The organism is Clostridium hydrogenum (assembly GCF_021432385.1).
In the GTDB taxonomy this organism is placed as follows: Bacteria; Bacillota; Clostridia; order Clostridiales; family Clostridiaceae; genus Clostridium_S; species Clostridium_S hydrogenum.
The window spans coordinates 480177-495967 of sequence record NZ_JAEACT010000002.1; the positions used below are offsets into that span (position 1 = coordinate 480177).

13 protein-coding genes and 1 other annotated feature are annotated in these 15791 nt (G+C 31.6%); of the genes, 4 read left to right on the forward strand and 9 right to left on the reverse strand.

The window, feature by feature from the left end; all coding sequences use genetic code 11:
- Position 1 precedes the first annotated feature (1 nt).
- From CUEA01_RS02245 to CUEA01_RS02260, 4 genes are all read left to right on the forward strand, one after another.
- A complete protein-coding gene (locus CUEA01_RS02245) occupies positions 2–1831 on the forward strand; it encodes an ABC transporter ATP-binding protein (protein WP_234117504.1) in 1830 nt (609 codons plus the stop codon).
- An 11-nt stretch (positions 1832–1842) separates the two neighbouring features.
- Positions 1843–3192: a lanthionine synthetase C family protein gene (locus tag CUEA01_RS02250; protein ID WP_234117505.1), complete on the forward strand. Its 1350-nt coding sequence runs from the start codon at positions 1843–1845 to the stop codon at positions 3190–3192.
- A 35-nt stretch (positions 3193–3227) separates the two neighbouring features.
- Positions 3228–3935: a GNAT family N-acetyltransferase gene (locus CUEA01_RS02255; protein WP_234117506.1), complete on the forward strand. Its 708-nt coding sequence runs from the start codon at positions 3228–3230 to the stop codon at positions 3933–3935.
- A 238-nt stretch (positions 3936–4173) separates the two neighbouring features.
- Positions 4174–5736, forward strand: coding sequence for an AAA family ATPase (locus CUEA01_RS02260; protein WP_234117507.1), 1563 nt, complete (start codon positions 4174–4176; stop codon positions 5734–5736).
- 237 nt (positions 5737–5973) lie between these two features.
- Here the strand turns inward: CUEA01_RS02260 and CUEA01_RS02265 are convergent, their stop codons facing one another.
- The 9 genes from CUEA01_RS02265 to kal all read right to left on the reverse strand — a co-directional run bounded on the left by CUEA01_RS02265 (position 5974) and on the right by kal (position 15732).
- A complete protein-coding gene (locus CUEA01_RS02265) occupies positions 5974–6489 on the reverse strand; it encodes a tryptophan transporter (protein ID WP_234117508.1) in 516 nt (171 codons plus the stop codon).
- Positions 6490–6614: 125 nt separating this feature from the next.
- Positions 6615–6856 (reverse strand) — a binding site (T-box leader).
- A gap of 331 nt (positions 6857–7187) precedes the next feature.
- Complete coding sequence (gene kamE / locus CUEA01_RS02270) at positions 7188–7976, reverse strand: lysine 5,6-aminomutase subunit beta (protein ID WP_234117509.1); 789 nt, start codon at positions 7974–7976, stop codon at positions 7188–7190.
- Between the two features lie 2 nt (positions 7977–7978).
- Positions 7979–9529 carry a lysine 5,6-aminomutase subunit alpha gene (gene kamD / locus CUEA01_RS02275; protein WP_234117510.1) on the reverse strand — a complete coding sequence of 517 codons (1551 nt, stop codon included), beginning with the start codon at positions 9527–9529 and terminating at the stop codon, positions 7979–7981.
- Positions 9519–10958, reverse strand: a complete 1440-nt coding sequence (gene kamC / locus CUEA01_RS02280; protein WP_234117511.1) for a lysine 5,6-aminomutase reactivase ATPase KamC — start codon at positions 10956–10958, stop codon at positions 9519–9521. Before kamC ends, kamD begins: the two co-directional genes overlap by 11 nt.
- Positions 10955–11998 (reverse strand): lysine 5,6-aminomutase reactivase subunit KamB, encoded by a 1044-nt coding sequence (gene kamB, locus CUEA01_RS02285; protein ID WP_234117512.1) that lies wholly within the window; start codon positions 11996–11998, stop codon positions 10955–10957. The genes kamC and kamB overlap by 4 nt, the downstream gene beginning before the upstream one ends.
- Entirely contained in the window at positions 11991–13259 is a 1269-nt protein-coding gene (kamA, locus tag CUEA01_RS02290; RefSeq protein WP_234117513.1) for a lysine 2,3-aminomutase, read from the reverse strand. Before kamA ends, kamB begins: the two co-directional genes overlap by 8 nt.
- A 209-nt stretch (positions 13260–13468) precedes the next feature.
- Positions 13469–14506 (reverse strand): L-erythro-3,5-diaminohexanoate dehydrogenase, encoded by a 1038-nt coding sequence (gene kdd, locus CUEA01_RS02295; RefSeq protein ID WP_234122108.1) that lies wholly within the window; start codon positions 14504–14506, stop codon positions 13469–13471.
- Positions 14506–15336: a 3-keto-5-aminohexanoate cleavage enzyme gene (gene kce, locus CUEA01_RS02300; RefSeq protein ID WP_234117514.1), complete on the reverse strand. Its 831-nt coding sequence runs from the start codon at positions 15334–15336 to the stop codon at positions 14506–14508. The genes kdd and kce overlap by 1 nt, the downstream gene beginning before the upstream one ends.
- A gap of 12 nt (positions 15337–15348) precedes the next feature.
- Positions 15349–15732 carry a 3-aminobutyryl-CoA ammonia lyase gene (gene kal, locus CUEA01_RS02305; RefSeq protein WP_234117515.1) on the reverse strand — a complete coding sequence of 128 codons (384 nt, stop codon included), beginning with the start codon at positions 15730–15732 and terminating at the stop codon, positions 15349–15351.
- Positions 15733–15791: the final 59 nt, after the last annotated feature.

Genomic DNA, 15791 nt, shown 5'->3' on the forward strand with positions numbered 1-15791 from the left:
TATGGAAATCGAAAGAAAAAAAATCACACTAAGAGAAATTATAGATTCATTTAAATATTGGCCAAGATTACTAAATTTATTATTGGAGGTCAATAAAAAATATTTAGTAATAATACTGCTTCTAACCTTATTAACTGGTTCTATGCCTACAATTTCTTTATTAACATCACAGCATCTTATTAATGAAATTCAAATTCACATGAATATACATTTTTTAAATGTATTTGAGGCTTTTATCCTATTGGTATTAGTCTCATTAATATCTGATTTTACAAGTTCCATACTGTCTTACTATCAAACAGTATATCAAAAGGTGCTTATATATAAGTTAAACTTAATGCTTATGGAAAAAGCAAATAGTCTAAGCTTAAGGGATTTTGAAGACTCAAAAATTTATGATAAACTTTCTAGGGCAAAAAATCAAGTATCTTATAGACCTTATCAAGTTTTTACATCCATTTTAACAGTTATAAGTTCTATAGTTAGCCTTATATCCTCAATGATAGTAGTCCTCGTATGGAAGCCCTGGATAATACTTGTATTAATAGTATTCCCACTAATATCCTCAATGTATAGCTTAAAAATAGGACAGTTAGAATTTATAATCCAATGGAAAAGAGCCGCAAAAGAAAGACAATCATGGTATCTATCCTACTTGCTTACAAACGACCATTCTTTTAAGGAAATAAAATTATATGGTATAGGTCATCATATACTAAAACAATATAAAGATATAAATAAAGAGTTCTACAATCAAGATAAATATGTATCAAAGAAAAAAACCTTAATGTTATTTTTTTCAGATTTTATGGAACAATTATCAGGTGACATAGCTTTACTATTTATAATTTGGTCGGCCTTTATTGGTAAAATTTTAATAGGAAGTACCGTTGGTCTCATACGAGCCGTATCTTTGGTACAAACCAACGTAAAAACTTTTGTTGGTACTTTTTTTGATATGTATGAAAACAATCTTTTTATAGAACAGTTATTTGAATTCTTAAATGTTCCTTCTTCTAAAATTGATAAGTTAGAAGATAACCATATAAGCATATCTTCCATAAAAACTATAGAATTCAAAGATATTTACTTTAAATATCCCAGTAGAAATGAATATACTTTAAAAAATATAAATCTTAAGATAAATGCTGGAGAAACTATAGCTTTAGTTGGAAAGAATGGCTCAGGAAAAACAACCTTAATAAAACTATTATGCGGTTTATACGAAATATCTTCAGGAGATATTTTTATAAACGGTATATCTATAAAAAAAATAAATAGCTTAAAACTAAGAGAAAAAATAGCTGTTGTTTTTCAGGATTTTCTTAGATATGAAATGACCATTAGAGAAAATATAGGATTGGGAAATTTAAAGTTAATAAATGATGATGAAAAACTTATAAGTGCAGCTAAAAATGCAGGTATATATGATGTAATTAATGCATTTCCGAAAAAACTAGATTCTCAACTTGGAATGTGGTTTAAAGAAGGAACTCAACTCTCAGGAGGGCAGTGGCAAGAAATAGCTTTAGCAAGAGCTTTTATAAGGAATGCAGATTTAATAATATTAGATGAACCAAGTTCAGCCTTAGACCCTTTAGCTGAAAAGAAACTGTTCAACAAATTCCATGAACTTACAAATACAAAAATTGGTCTATTCATAACTCATCGATTTATAAATACGAAGTATGCCACAAGAATTGTTGTTCTTGATAAAGGAGAAATAGTCGAAGAAGGAAATCATCAAGAATTAATGAAAAAGGAAGGACATTACAAAAGTTTATATGATATTCAGAATACTATATATGAAAATAAAGAAACTGACATGTAGGAGGTTTTGTTATGAAAAATACTGAAGTTCCATATAAAAAAGCTACAGATGTTATTCACAAAGTAGCTAATAAAATGAAAAAGCCCGAATACGTTAAAGAAATATGTAACAAAAAGCATAACTACATTTTTGTAGATAAAGGTAGTGCTAATCAGTGGAGTGAATTATCACTAATTAATGGTTATCCAGCACTAGGTGTTTTATTCGGAGAATTAAATCAAGTATTTCCAAAGGAAGAATGGGATTTAATAGGTCATAGGTATATGATAAAAATACAAGAATCCGTAGAAAAAAACGGCATAGAATCACTAACTTTTTTTAGTGGAGCATGCAGTGTTGGCATGGCAGCCTATGCTCTATCTTGTAACGGTAAAAGATACAATAATTTTTTGAATACAATTAATGAATTTATACTTGAACAATGTCCATCCATTTTAAAAGTAATAACCTTGCAGCATAACGATGTATTTATGTGGGATTATGATGTAATAAGTGGGGTATGTGGTTTAGGAAGATATCTATTGTTTTTTAAGCAGGAACCCATAGTAAATAATATTATAAAAGATATCTTAAAATACTTGGTTTCTCTAACTGAAGATATTAATGTATTTGGTTATTCTGTCCCTAAATTTTATATATCTAGAAAAAATCAATTTCTTAAAAGTGAAAGAGACATGTATACCAAAGGTAATTTTAATTTTGGCATATCACATGGAATAACAGGTCCTTTGGCCTTTATGTCTATAGCATTACTTAATGGAATTGAAATAAAAGGTCAAAAAACTGCTATTAGAAAAATTGTATCTATTCTAAATACTTTTAAATATACTAATAATAAAATTATATATTGGCCAGGAAGGGTTAATTTTGATAATTTCGTACACAAAAAAATTCAGGTTAATAATAGAAGAGCTAGCTGGTGTTATGGAGTTCCAGGGATAGCAAGAGCTATATACTTAGCTGGAAAAGCTTTAAAAGATGACACTTATAAAAACATAGCCATAGAAGCTTTCAATACGCTATGTTCTCTAAAAGAAGAGGAGCTAGAACTTACATCTCCTACATTTTGTCATGGATATGCTGGTTTGCTTCAAATATTAAACTGTATGTATAACGATACTGGTCTAGAAAATCTTAAAGAGTACAAAAATAAAATTTTAAATAAAATTCTAGATTTTTATCATGAAACTACTGCCTTTGGCTTCCATAACATTGACATTTCAAATTATATAACTATGTCAGATATAAAAAATTTTGATAACTGCGGTCTATTAAGTGGCTCTTCCGGAGTAGTTTTATCTATTCTTGGAGCTATAAAACCAAGTACAGTTCAATGGGACAGTATTTTTATGATAAACTAAAATTATATTAAAATACTAAAAGAAGGTGATTTTAGATGAACAAACTAGAGAAAATAAAATTAGTAAAAAACCAACTAGCTATTGAATGGAAATGTGATTCTAATGTGTTTAGTGAGGATAACAATGTGTTTATTGAATCCAACCATTGCTTTTTTAAAATGATTACCTTTGGGAAAAATGTAGTTATAAAAGCAAATCCTCTTATTTATAACTGGTGCATAGAACATTTTAAAGAAGTTCCAGCCTGTGATATTATGGATGGCGAAAATTTATTTGCCATTGAAACAAAACTACGAGAGTTTGGAAAAAAGCTTGCAGGAGAACATGTCCGTTATTTACATTTAAACAATATTAACACCATCAATAAACCTCACAATTATGAATATAAACTATTTAACGAAGACAATATAAAAGACTTATACATAAATAAAGCTTTTGAAAATGCACTAAATTACGAAAGAGATGTTATTGCTCTTGGGGCGTATAATGGAACTGAACTTGTAGCTTTGGCAGGTGCTGATGATTACATGGGGAACCTCTGGCAAATTGGAATAGATACTTTACCGGAGCACCGAAATAACGGGCTTGCCTCTTATCTCGTTAATACATTAGCTTATGAAATTGAAAGTCGTGGCATGTTGCCTTACTACACCACCTGGAGTCCTAACATAGCTTCAACAACAGTTGCTCTTAATACAGGATTTCTTCCAATTTGGGTTGAATATTTTGCAGAAGATATATAAAACATAGCCTTAAAATAAAAATAAATTTAAATCTACCGTTATAAAAAGCAATGGTAGTTTTTTTGTATAAAATACTTTTATTTCTGATATAATTTAAGTAGAGATAAACCGCTTGAAACTTCAAAATTAATTTGTATCAAAATGCCGTTTTTTGGGCATTATGATGCAAATTAATTTTGGTAGTTGAAATGGTATATCTATACTGATTTACTCTCTAATCTAAAAAGAGGTGATATTATTGAAAAAGTATTTTAACACTACTGGTGTATGTGTTCCACGAAAACATTATATGGTTAATATAGATAACAAGCTTAAGGAAATAAAAAAGCTTATTGATAAAGAAAATTACTTTGTAATAAACAGACCTAGACAGTATGGGAAAACTACTACTTTAAATCAATTAAAGAAGCATTTATATACTGAATTTTTAATTATATCAATTAGTTTTGAAGGCATTGGCGATTTAGTTTTTAGTGAAGAAAACTTATTTTGTAATGCAGTATTAGATATTATGGTAGATAATTTAGCACTAACAAATGCAAACAAATCAAATTTATTAAAAAAGCTTTCTATTAATATTTATAATCTTAAAGATTTGTCTAAAGTTATAACTAAATTTATAGAACAATGCGATAAGGAAGTTATTCTGTTAATAGATGAAGTTGACAAATCCTCTAATAATCAATTATTTTTAAGTTTTTTAGGTATGCTTAGGAACAAATATTTACTTAGGGAAACTGACGAAGATCATACTTTTAAATCTGTAATTTTAGCTGGTGTCCATGATATTAAAACCTTAAAACTAAAACTAAGAACGGGAGAAGATAAAAAGTATAACTCGCCTTGGAACATAGCAGTAAACTTTAATGTCGATTTAAGTTTTAACCCTGAAGAAATTGCAACAATGTTAGTAGATTATGATAATTTTAATAATCTTTCAATGGATATAAAAAAACTCTCCGAAAAAATTTATTACTTCACAAGCGGTTATCCATTCTTGGTTAGTAGGATTTGCCAAGTAATAGATGAAGATTTTTATGAAGAAAATAAACAGCCTTGGACTTTAAATGATATAGATAAAGCAGTAAAGATTATCTTAGATGAGAGAAACACCTTATTTGATAGTCTCATTAAGAATCTAGAAAACAACGATGCTTTACTTAAATTCATAAATAGAATTGTTCTTGACGGCGAAGAGTTCAGCTTTGTAGCTAGCGACAATTTAATAAACCTAGGTGTTACCTACGGTTTTCTAAAAAACAATAACGGAAAGTGTGTTGTGGCTAATAGAATTTTTGAGCAATACATTTATAATCATTTAGCCTCAAGAACCGCAAGAGAAAGCGTTAGTTTTAGCGGCTATAATATAAAACAAAGCTTTATAACCAAGGCTGGTGGATTAAACTTTGAAAATATCCTTAGAAAATTCCAATTGTTTATGAAAGAGCAGTATTCTTCAAAGGATATCCCTTTTTTAGAACAACACGGAAGATTACTTTTCATAGCTTTTATTAAACCCATAATAAACGGTGTAGGCTTTGATTTCAAAGAGGTTCAAGTTTCTGAAGAAAAAAGATTGGATTTAATAATAACCTACAACAATTTTAAATACATTATTGAACTCAAAATTTGGCGAGGCGAAAAATATCACGAAAATGGCATAAACCAATTATGTAATTACCTCGATATACATAACTTAAATAAAGGTTACTTAGTTGTATTTAATTTTAACAAGAACAAAGAATATAAAGAAGAACTTATTTGTAAAAATCAAAAAGAAATCTTTTCGGTTTTTGTGTGAAATGAGGGTAAACCATATTTAAAAAATGCGAATTGAATCAATTCACAATGAAGGTAGATTTTCTGTAGCAAAGCTACAGAAAATCTTAAAACTTATTTTTTGATTACTCACACAGTGGCACTAATTATGGTGCTCAGCGGAGCTGACAACATTTAAGTTTAAGATTTACCTGACGTAAGGAAAGGTAAATCATCCTTCATTGTACTCTGTACTTTGTACTCTGTTTTAACGTGGTTTCTATTGTTTCACTGCAACTTTCATAGATGCTTTTACTGCTACAAATATTATTGCTCCAACTATGGCATTTATTGCTGTTGCTGGAAGTACTACAGTTAAAAATAATGCTTTAAAACTAGCAGGTAAACCTACAATTAATAATGCAGAGCCTAAAAATACTGTACCGCTTATTATTGTTCCAACTAAAGTTGTTATTATTATTTCTAGCTTGTCGTTTAACTTACCTCTAAAAGGTTTCAATGCTACAAATACTACACTTGTAGTTACAATTCTATCTATTATATTAGGTAATTGTCCACCAGGGAAGGTAGTAACTGCAGCTCCTAATAAACCTGCTACAATACCCGCACTTATGCAAGTTTTATAATCATCATTTAGTAGTATAATTATAAACAACATTGCTAGCGAAAAATCAGGCTTCATTCCAAATAATATTGGTGGTGTAAGTTGATTTAACACAACTCCTATAGCTATAAATAAAGAATTAATAATTAATTTTCTTAAATTCATTTTCATAATAAATCTCTCCTCATATTTTTAATTTTCAAAATTTTCTGTTAATATTTTTTTGTAAAGTATCCACTTTGCTTTACCTAGAATTATAAAATTGCAAATAAAAAACTCCGCCCTAATCTTATTATAATTAGGACGGAGATACTTCCGCGGTACCACCTAAATTATGCTTAAAAAAGCATCGCTCTCTTCAAGTACTAACATACTCTATCCATTGTAACGTATGGAAAACGTTAACCACTACTCTCCATTTGGATTTCGATTTACTCCTCAAAGGTCCATTCACCACCAATTATCGTACTGAGATCACACCACCCTCAGCTCTCTTTAACTAAATTCTATGGCTACTCTTCCTCGTCAAAGGATTTACTCTTAAATTACATTTATTGTAACAGGATTTTTTTAGCTTGTCAATATCTTTTATATATAATTCTGAAAATTAAAAACACTAGTTTTATCCTGATAAATTCCAAAATTCCGTAGGCACGAAGGAATTTTTACCTTAAACCCACGGTTTTGTGAATCAATAATGTTGCAGGACAATTTAAATAAAGGTCAATAAATCTTGGAAGCTAATTGTTAAAAGACTTAGATGTTTCAATTTGTCTGAGCATCTAGCGAGTTATTGAAACTTCTTAGTATTTTAACAATTAGCTTATTAGATTTATGACCCTTATTTAATGTCCCGCAATATTATTGATTCACAAGTTTTTTCTCTTAACAATTTCTGTAACTGCAAAGGTTGCTACATCTTCAGCAAACTTTCCTGGTCCAAAGCCAGCATCATAGCCAAGTTCTTTTGCAAGCTCATGAGTAATTCTTGCTCCACCACAAGCTAATACAAATTTATCCCTTATACCTTCTGCTTCAAGTATTTCAACTAAATTTGTTAGGTTTTGAATATGGATATTCTTTTGAGTTACTGTTTGTGAAACTAAAAGCACATCTGCCTTAAGTTCTATTGCTTTTTTTACAAAATCCTCATTTTCTACCTGACTTCCAAGATTGTAAGCTTCAATCATGTCATATCTTTCAAGACCGTAATGACCTGCGTAACCCTTCATATTCATTATTGCATCTATACCAACTGTATGTGCATCTGTACCTGTACTTGCACCAACCACAACAATTTTTCTCTTTATATTATTTCTAATATATTCATCAACTTCTGGCATAGACATGGTATTTACATCAACCGTTTGAACAACTATAGAAGTATAATCAACTGAATGCGTAATGTTTCCATAAACAACATAGAAGGTAAATCCTTTATCAAGCTTTTTATGGCATACAACATCAGGCTCTTCAAGTCCCATTTTCCTCGCCATAATTCTAGCCGCTTCAGTAGATTTCTCACAGTCATCAAGAGGAAGCGTAAAGCTAACTTGGACTTTTCCATCATTCATTGTATCGCCATATGGTCTAACATTTTTTAAATCTAAGGTTTTATTAAACTCTTTTTTCTCAAGAGAGTACAATCCTCCGCTCATAGCTATTCTCCTTTCATCAAGTCTAAGAATGGATTAAAGTATTCTTCATGCTTTTCTACTACGCCATCAAGACCTTTTCCCATATTTCTTTCTCTTTTAATACCTGCAAAAGCACCTTTTTCAAGGGTATTGAACATTCCGTCTCTTTCTATATCCTTTAAAAGTTCATAGGCTTTCTTTAATACAAAATCAGCTCTTTGTTGAATTATTCCGTTTTCCTTAAACTCTATTTCATCACCTAAAGACTTCATTGTATTTGCTATATATGAGGCATTTTCAATAGAAAGCGCTCTATCAGACATAAATGGAGTATGAATAGCTTCTGTAAGCATTCCAAGAAGGTGAATCCTTTGATTTGTTAAAACAGTTACTATATTAAATAAAGTATCTTGAACATGTCCTTTAAATATATTTCCCGTCATATATTTTGTTGGCGGCATATATTTAAGCGGTGCTTTATCAAAAATTTCTCTTGCCATTTGTGCCTGTGCAAGCTCATATACGAAACCATTTTCTAATTCTGGATTCATTTCAAAAGCATGTCCAAGACCCATTTGTTCTTCCTTTAAACCTGCCATAAGTGCAAACTGCTCATTTATGAATTGCGATGACAACACTGTATGTGCCTCTTCATAAGCATCTGCTGTAGTCAAATAGTTGTCCTCACCAGTATTTATAATAACTCCTGCATAACCATTAATTACTCTTGAAAAATATTGGTCTACAAGAGTTCTTTTCATATTTATATCCCTAAAAAGTATTCCATACAATGCGTCATTAAGCATTACATCTAATCTCTCCAAGGCTCCCATTGCTGCAATTTCTGGCATACATAAACCAGAACAGTAATTACAAAGCCTTATATATCTATGAAGTTCAGCTCCAACATCATCAAGTGCTTTCCTCATAAGCTTAAAGTTTTCTTGAGTTGCAAAAGTTCCTCCAAAGCCTTCAGTAGTTGCTCCATATGGTACATAATCAAGTAAACTTTGTCCTGTAGTTCTTATAACCGCAATTACATCTGCCCCTTGTTTTGCAGCTGCTACTGCTTGAGTTATATCTTCATATATATTTCCTGTTGCCACTATTACATAAAGCAGTGGTCCTTTTTTGTCTCCATAAGAATTTAAAAATTCATCTCTTTTTTTCCTATTTTTCTTTATCTTTTCTATAGTTTTTGTGGCTATATTTATTGCATTATCCATAGTTAAGAAGTTATCTTTTGAATTATAATCCGTAAGCTTCATTGTTCCCTTTGAAACTTCTTCTGCTATCTCCTGAACGGAAAGTCCAGTTTCAAGCATGGCATTACTCAAATAGTAAGCGGCTCCTTTGCCTAAACCATTACCCTCTTTTATATTTTCAACTACAACATTAGGAAGCGGAACTCCTTCTTCATTGACACCATCTATGCCCATTAACCTGCATACAGTTCTTTCTACAGAAACAGTTGTGTGTTTATCTATAAAATTTTGCACATCTACTGCTATATTATGAGCAGCTTCTCTTGCTTTTTTTACCGTTTCAAAATCAAGATTAAGTTTACTTTTCATAATCTTCCTCCATACTAATAATCTCCTTATCTATTCCCATGAGCCTGCATATATTCATAGCATCTCTTGGAATAGGCGTATCCTTCTCTACTTTTTCTAAAGAATAGTCCATATATCTATTTATAAGCTTTAAGAAATCTTCTTCTTTTTCAATTCCACTTATTGATGAAAAATCAACCTTTGAAAGACCCTTTACTTGATAATGGTTACTTGCAACACTACAAACACCATCATAATGAGTAGATATTAAGCTTATGGAATGAAAGCTATTTAAATATTTTACAAGTGCTTTTGTAATACTGCTGCCTTCCTCTGGATTTGTGCCTCTAGCAAATTCATCTAAAATTATAAATCCTCTTTTTTGCTTTATATCCTTTAAAATTTGCTTTAATTTAATTACTTCTCCGCCAAAGGTGCTCAAGCCATTTTGAAGAGATTCCGCATCCTCACTCAAAAAATACATAAATTCCAATGGAATAAATTCGAATTCTTCTGCAAAAACATAAAAACCCATGTAAGCTAATATATAGTTTAAAGCCGCTATACTTAAAGCAACGGTTTTTCCACCCATGTTAGCTCCTGTAATAACTGTAGTCCCCATTGAAATTTCTAAATTAATTGGCTGAAATCTCCCGCCTTTTTCTTGAACCTTCTGCTTTACCATTGGATTAACACCATTAACAAGCTTAATTTTATTGCCTAGTACCGGTCTTGAAAGTCCGTACACTATGGCACACCTTGCCTTTGCTACTGTGATATCTAAGCTTCCTACTGAAGAAGTGCTTTGTAACAGTTCATCTGCATATTTTGATATTTCTGAGCTAAAATTTTTTCTTATTACAAATTCTTCGTCTTTTTCCTCATTTGTTATTTCCGCTCTCTTTTTTAAAAGTTCTCTTCTCTTTTCGCTGTCTCTTTCCTTATAAATAAGCTTTTCTATCTCCCTCTTAGCAGTTCTTATTTTTAAAAGCTTATCTGAATAATCATCATATATTGCAAAACTTGAAGTTTTAGTTTTCCCTTGGTTTAAGCAGTCACAAATTTCATAAAAATCCTGAAGTCTTATACCATCAAGCTCTAATTTATTTTCCATGCAGCACTGCTTTAATTCTGAAAGAAGCATTACATAATTTTTAACTTCGAAAAGCTCAACTTCATCTAGTACTTCTCCATTTTTACTTCTTTTAAAGGTGTTTTTTATATCTTTAAATCTCATAAATAAACTTTCAAGTTCATTAAAACATTTACCATTTTTCATAATCAAACTGCATTTATCTATATTGTCATATTGCCTAAAAAGCTCATTTTCTTCTTTTATTATACCTAACTTTGAAAACTCAATTCTTCCAAAAACACTTGATATTGAAAGACCTTCCATTACAAAATTAAATCCTATTTTGCCACGTGTTTTTTCATCTAAAAAAATCATTCTATCACGTCCACTTCATATTCCCTAACATTAAAAATAGGTACATCAATTTTGCTTTTAAACATATTGTATATTTCCTCATAATTCAAAACATATCCAGAGGGTGACCATGGGTTTACACTTATCCCAACTACATTTATACTTTGAGCTGCTTTTATGCTGCCGCCTTTTAATATAAATCTATCGTAGGTACTTTTCTTAACAAAGATTTTTGTACCATCCTCTACTACAAAAATAACCTTTTTAAAAACAAAATTAGAAGCTAAAAGTTTTAAAATAAAATTATCTGTTAAAATACCTTTTATAAAAACATAATTTAATTCCTTTGAATAATTGGAAATAACCTCTTCATATGAACTTATAGCTGTTTCTACCTTACTTTTTTTAATGCAATTTTCATAAATAAAAGCAAGTCTAGAATGCTCCATTACCTTTTCATATAACTTTGAAACTTCCTCTGAAGCCTTTGGCAATCTTAAAAAGCTCATAAAATTTAAGGTTTCCTCGCAAAGTAACTTCACCTTTTCTGAAAAAGCTGCTCCTGTACACATAACTGCTGCTTCTGTAATTGTTGGGGCTGCAAAACTTTTTCTAGAAAGTGCTCCATCTACAAGAATAAAATCAGCACCATAAAATTTAAGCCTATAAATAACCTCTTTAATTTGATTTTTTGTAGCTGGTCCTGCAATTTCTACAAAACCAGCTGTAATACTCTTTGCAATTACTATATCTCCCATAGGTGTCCCTATATTCAAAACCTCAAGTATTTCAAAACCTGCGTCACTCTTTAAAAGTACATTTTTTGCAGTAGCCACCAAGGTTCCCTCTTGCACGTATATCCTTGGCTTATGGGTAAAAGTTACAATATCCTCTTCCTCACCATCACGTCCTACAGAAGTAAGTGCAAGCTTTCTATCCTTAACTACATTTATGATAAAATTAAGTGTTGTTGTCTTACCGGTGTTTTTCTCCATGCCTATAATTGATATAGTTTTATATTTTAAAATTTCTTTTATAAATTCCCCAAAGTCATTATGCATCTAAATCGTTAAACTTCTTTGCTCTAAGCTTTCTTTCTATTCCGCCAGCTTCTATGGTCATTTTTTCTCCACTTAAAAGTCCAGATATACCTATTTCATGAGCCTTTTTCTTTCCTCTGCAATATTCACAGTGGCAATCTGGAGTGTAGCTTTCAGGCTCCTTGTACGTAGTTATAACACCTTCAAAGTTTCTGAGTATAACCTTGTCATTACTTTGGCTTATAACATAGTTAGGCATTACTGGTATCTTTCCACCTCCACCTGGTGCATCAACAACAAAGGTCGGTACACAGTAACCAGAAGTATGTCCCCTTAAACCTTCTATTATTTCAACGCCCTTGGATACAGGTGTTCTAAAGTGACTTAATCCCATTGAAAGATCACATTGGTATATATAATATGGTCTTACCCTTATTCTAACAAGTTCATTTACTAATTTTCTCATGACATGAACACAATCATTTACTCCTCTTAAAAGCACTGATTGATTTCCAAGTGGTATTCCTGCATCAGCTATCATTTCACATACTTTCTTAGACTCTTCAGTAATTTCATTTGGATGATTAAAATGTGTGTTAATCCATATTGGATGATACTTTCTAAGCATTTTCAAGAGATCTTCTGTTATTCTTTGAGGCATAACAACCGGAACTCTTGAGCCTATTCTTATTATTTCTACATGAGGAATTGCTCTTAATTTTTTTATAATATATTCAAGCACGTCATCATCTACTAAAAGTGCATCTCCACCAGATAAAAGTACGTCTCTTACAGCTGGAGTTTTTGCTACATATTCAATGCATTTATCAATTTGAGTCATAGATAAGCATTTGTCAGTGTGTCCTGCAAACCTTCTTCTAGTACAATGCCTGCAATACATTGAACATTGATTTGTTATAAGCATAAGGACTCTATCTGGATATCTATGAGTAAGTCCTAGCACTGGTGAATCACCATCTTCATGAAGTGGGTCAGTAAGATCACCATCAGCTACATAAAGTTCATCTATAGTTGGAATTGCTTGCTTTCTTACTGGATCAAATTTATCCTTCGGATCTATCAAGGAAAGATAATATGGTGTTATAGCCATCTTAAGTTTTTCCAAACACTTCTTAGCTCCCTCTTCTTCTTCTGGAGTAAGCTCTATATATTTTTTAAGTTCATCTACAGTTTCAATTCTATTTCTAAACTGCCATTTCCAATCGTTCCAATCACTATCGGAAACACCTTTAAAAAGTTCAAATCTTCTGCTCTTATTCATTTTTAACTCCCCCTCTTTTCCAGAGTACAAAGTACAAAGTACAGAGTACAATGAATGATGATTTATCTTCCTATCGTCAGATAAATCTACAAACTTATTGATGTTCAGCTACGCTGAACGAAATAATAATTTTATTCTAAGATCTTCCGCAGCAAAGCGGAGGAAAATCATCCTTCTCTGTACTTTGTACTCTGTTCTCTGTACTCTGTCTAAGCGTATCTACTTTCAAATATTTCTCTAACTACTTTTGATTCTCTAAGTTCATTAATTGCAATTTCGGCATGTCCTTTTGTATAGCCGTTTCCTATATAGAGAGACACGTCTTTTCCAACTCCCTCTGCTCCAAGTGCAGCCTTTGTAAAGCTTGTTGCCATTGAAAAGAAGTATGCAATTCCTTCATCTTTTACTGGAAGTATTGTAGACATTTCCGTGTTTTCAACATTTACACAATTAATTGCTATGTCATATTCCCTTCCATCATTAGCTTCAAGAGCTTTTTCTAAAACTTCTGTTGGATTAACTGCATTTGCCATAATAACTTCATTACAGAAGCCTGTTTTTATAAGTTCTTCTTTATCTTTTTCAAAAGCTACGAGCCCAACAACTTTTCCAGTTGGTCCAACTCTTTTTCTTGCTTCATAGGAACAAAGTGTACCTGATTTTCCGAAAGCCCCCAATATTAAAACACTGTCTCCTGGTTTTACTATTTTTGATGTTTGGGCTGGTGCTCCAGCAACATCTAAGACTGCAAGTGCAAGATTTTCAGTTAAATCCTCTGGAAGTTTCACATATATCCCGCTTTCAAATAATACTGCCTTTCCTTCGATTTCAACTCTATCTATTTCCTTGTGAATCTTTGTAATTTTATCTATTTTAAGAGGTGTTAAAGAAAGTGATACTAAGGTTGCAATTTTATCTCCAACCTTAAGTCCACTGCTTAAAGTAAGGTCGCTTCCTATTTTTTCTACGGTTCCAATTAGCATTCCGCCTGAACCTGTAACTGGATTTTGCATCTTACCTTTTTCTTCAACAATCGTGAGTATTCTATTTTTAATTTTTTCTACATCGCCATTTTGCTCTTTTTCTATCTGTGTAAAGCTTGCTGAATCTATATTAAGTGCCTGCACATCTATTAATATCTCATTATCCATTATATTCATATCATTTGAAATTTTTTTTGCTGCCTGTGGAAGCACTCCCTTTGGCTCTATAACCCTGTGTGTTCCATACTTTGATCCCTTCAAAATTATTCCCCCTTATGTTTTAAATGTAAAATTTCTCTTGCTTCTTTTGGCGAAGCTATTTCTCTCCCTATTTCTCTCGAAATCCTAACTGCTTTTTCAACTAGTTCTCCATTTGATTTTGCAATAACACCCTTTGCAAGATATATATTATCTTCAAAACCAACTCTTACATGACCACCTGCTGCAGCTGCCATTGCTGCCATTGTAAACTGGTGTCTTCCTATTCCTGTTACAGTATAAACTGAGCCCTCAGGAATACTCGCTTCCATAAATGCTAAATTCATTAAGCTTGCATCTATGGCGCCCCTAACTCCCATAACAAAATTAAACTGAAGAGGTACCTTTAAAACTTTTTCCTTGTATAGCCTTATTGCTGTATCAATCATTCCCTTATCAAATACTTCAATTTCAGGTTTTACATTGAATTCCACCATTTTCTTTGCAAAATACCTTATTGTACTTTCTGTATTTACAAAAATGTCGTCCTTTCCAAAGTTACAAGTTCCACAATCTAAACTGGCAATTTCGGGTTTTAAAAATACAGGTCCTAATCTTTCATCATTGCTCATACCAACAGCTCCACCTGTTGATGGTTCTATTATGACATCCGGACACTTTTCTTTTATTGCCATAATGCAAGCCCTAAATCTTTCATAGCTTTGAGTTGGTGTTCCATCATCTTCTCTTACATGTAGATGAATTATACTAGCTCCAGCATCATAGGAACGTTTTGCTTCATTTGCAATTTCTTCAATAGTATACGGAACATTAGGATTATGCTCTTTAGTAACTTCCGCACCACAAATTGAAGCCGTAATTATTAATTTATCCATACATTAGCACCCTTACTTTCTCTGTTTATCCTTTGGAACAATACAAGTTCCAACAGCTTTGCAAACAACTATTGGTTCTTCAAGAAAATCTGCTGCTGAATCATTTATATCAGCTCTTTGGCTAACTACTTTTCTTGCTTCAAACTCCATTTTTCTAGATGTATTTCCTGCGTGAACTATTTTTCCTACAGCTTCTATATAATCCCCTGCATGAACAGGAGCTAAAAAATCAACACTTTCATAGGCTCTAAATAATCCCTCATCACCATCATTTCTTATTAAAAGTTCTGTTGCTACATCGCCAAATAAAGCTAACATTTTTGCTCCATCTACTAAATTTCCGCCATAATGTGCATCTGAACTTCCCATTCTAAGTCTTATAACTACCTCTTCCATTTAAAGTACCTCCCGCAATACTAAACTTTCATATTGTATATTTGTAAACTTACTGATAA

Excerpts from the sequence above, each read along its gene's own strand:
- CUEA01_RS02245 (WP_234117504.1), top strand. The coding sequence starts at position 2 with ATGGAAATCGAAAGAAAAAAAATCACACTAAGAGAAATTATAGATTCA.
- CUEA01_RS02250 (WP_234117505.1), top strand. The coding sequence starts at position 1,843 with ATGAAAAATACTGAAGTTCCATATAAAAAAGCTACAGATGTTATTCAC.
- CUEA01_RS02255 (WP_234117506.1), top strand. The coding sequence starts at position 3,228 with ATGAACAAACTAGAGAAAATAAAATTAGTAAAAAACCAACTAGCTATT.
- CUEA01_RS02265 (WP_234117508.1), bottom strand. The coding sequence starts at position 6,489 with ATGAAAATGAATTTAAGAAAATTAATTATTAATTCTTTATTTATAGCT.
- kamE (WP_234117509.1), bottom strand. The coding sequence starts at position 7,976 with ATGAGCGGAGGATTGTACTCTCTTGAGAAAAAAGAGTTTAATAAAACC.
- kamD (WP_234117510.1), bottom strand. The coding sequence starts at position 9,529 with ATGAAAAGTAAACTTAATCTTGATTTTGAAACGGTAAAAAAAGCAAGA.
- kamC (WP_234117511.1), bottom strand. The coding sequence starts at position 10,958 with ATGATTTTTTTAGATGAAAAAACACGTGGCAAAATAGGATTTAATTTT.
- kamB (WP_234117512.1), bottom strand. The coding sequence starts at position 11,998 with ATGCATAATGACTTTGGGGAATTTATAAAAGAAATTTTAAAATATAAA.
- kamA (WP_234117513.1), bottom strand. The coding sequence starts at position 13,259 with ATGAATAAGAGCAGAAGATTTGAACTTTTTAAAGGTGTTTCCGATAGT.
- kce (WP_234117514.1), bottom strand. The coding sequence starts at position 15,336 with ATGGATAAATTAATAATTACGGCTTCAATTTGTGGTGCGGAAGTTACT.
- kal (WP_234117515.1), bottom strand. The coding sequence starts at position 15,732 with ATGGAAGAGGTAGTTATAAGACTTAGAATGGGAAGTTCAGATGCACAT.